The organism is Bacteroides sp. ET225, assembly GCF_024733745.1.
Taxonomy (GTDB): domain Bacteria; phylum Bacteroidota; class Bacteroidia; order Bacteroidales; family Bacteroidaceae; genus Phocaeicola; species Phocaeicola excrementipullorum.
On the sequence record NZ_JANRHN010000082.1, the window covers coordinates 1 to 1,421 of the forward strand.

1 protein-coding gene is annotated in these 1,421 nt (G+C 51.0%); it reads right to left on the reverse strand.

Annotation, left to right across the window (positions count from 1 at the left end; all coding sequences use genetic code 11):
* Positions 1–28 precede the first annotated feature (28 nt).
* Positions 29–1,390 carry a transposase gene (locus NW212_RS15180; RefSeq protein WP_258339451.1) on the reverse strand — a complete coding sequence of 454 codons (1,362 nt, stop codon included), beginning with the start codon at positions 1,388–1,390 and terminating at the stop codon, positions 29–31.
* Positions 1,391–1,421: the final 31 nt, after the last annotated feature.

Genomic DNA, 1,421 nt, shown 5'->3' on the forward strand with positions numbered 1-1,421 from the left:
GCTCCTCCATCCATAAGATTTACAGATTTCAGGCAGCCTGTATCTGTCTGTTCTTCACCTTTTCTGCCATCAAGACTGCATTCGAAGTATGTATGCCGAAGAAAATCCAAAGGATTTCGGTCTTCCTGTTCCTTGCCCTGACCTTTGCCAGTGAGTAGTGTTGCTTGTGTGTGCCGAAGCTCCCTTCCAGACGCGTAGCCCGTTCCCTGCTGAGTTCCGAACGTAGTATCCGTCGCAGCTCCTCATCCTTGGCTGCCCGTCCCTTACGGACGAAGGAGGTGGCAATCCCCTTTTCCGTACAGAACTTCCGGTTCGCGTTGCTGGCATAAATGGAGTCGGCGGCAACGGCTGTCACCTTCCTGCGCATGAGCCTCTGTTGGAGGTTGATGCATTCCTTCAGACGTATACCTTCATTGAAGGCATCAAAGGAAAGGTGTTCGATGAAGGAGATTCCGTCTACCTGTATATTGTTCACCTTGGCTCCGAACTCGACCGGCTTGGTTTCCTTCCCACGCACGATGGGGCGTACATAGTGGCGGTCTATACTGACAATACGGTCACGGACATCCTTCCTGCCGGCAAACAGCTGCTTCTGCTGCTTGAATGCCTTCCTTATGACTGACAGACGCCGGTGGTAGTCTGACGTATGTTCAAGCTGTCCTTTATGGTCGGCATGGAGACGGCCGGTCTGATACAGCAGCTTCTCCAGCAGGTTGAGCAGCCGCCTTTTCAACATCCGGCTGCGTGAGGCCTTACGTCTGCGCTTCCTGCTGTACGCAAGATATGCACGGCTCACGTCACCCCATTTGTTCCTCGGACGGCGGACACCAAGTATCCGACAATCCTCGCAGAGATGACGGTGAAGCCATTCCACACTTTCCCAAAGCAGTTTCAGGCCAGTGGGATGACGCATGTGGCTTTCATAGCAGGTGGCATCGGCCATACAGACGTGAAGGTTTTCCAGATAGGGACGCCAGTGTTCAGCAAGTATGCACTGGAAGGCATCCATATCCAGCTTTTCGGCCAGTTCCTGACGGATTGCACTTACTATCTTGTAGTTGGTGACCGGATGGGACGGATCGATTAATATACCACAGAAGAGCTGGAAGTGGATGTTCCCGTTCAGATGTTCTATCAGATGACGATCGGACAGGCCGGTATAGGACTTCAGAACCATCAGGGCTATCTTGCCGGCGGCAGAAAAATAACCTTTCCGTCCTAAAGGGGAATCCTTCAGTCCCATCTTCCGGGCGATAGAGGAGAAAGGAAACAGCGAATGGATGCGTCCCAATTCACTGCTTTCAAAACTTTTCTGATAATTTTTCAGAATATCGAACTCTGTAAAGCCTAAAGTAGGCTGAATCTTTAAAATATTTTGTATCTTAGCCATATCTTAGTCGGGGTATTTCCCCCGTTTTGGC

Bases quoted from the DNA above. Each gene is read 5' to 3' on its own strand.
- NW212_RS15180 (WP_258339451.1), bottom strand. From the start codon at position 1,390: ATGGCTAAGATACAAAATATTTTAAAGATTCAGCCTACTTTAGGCTTT.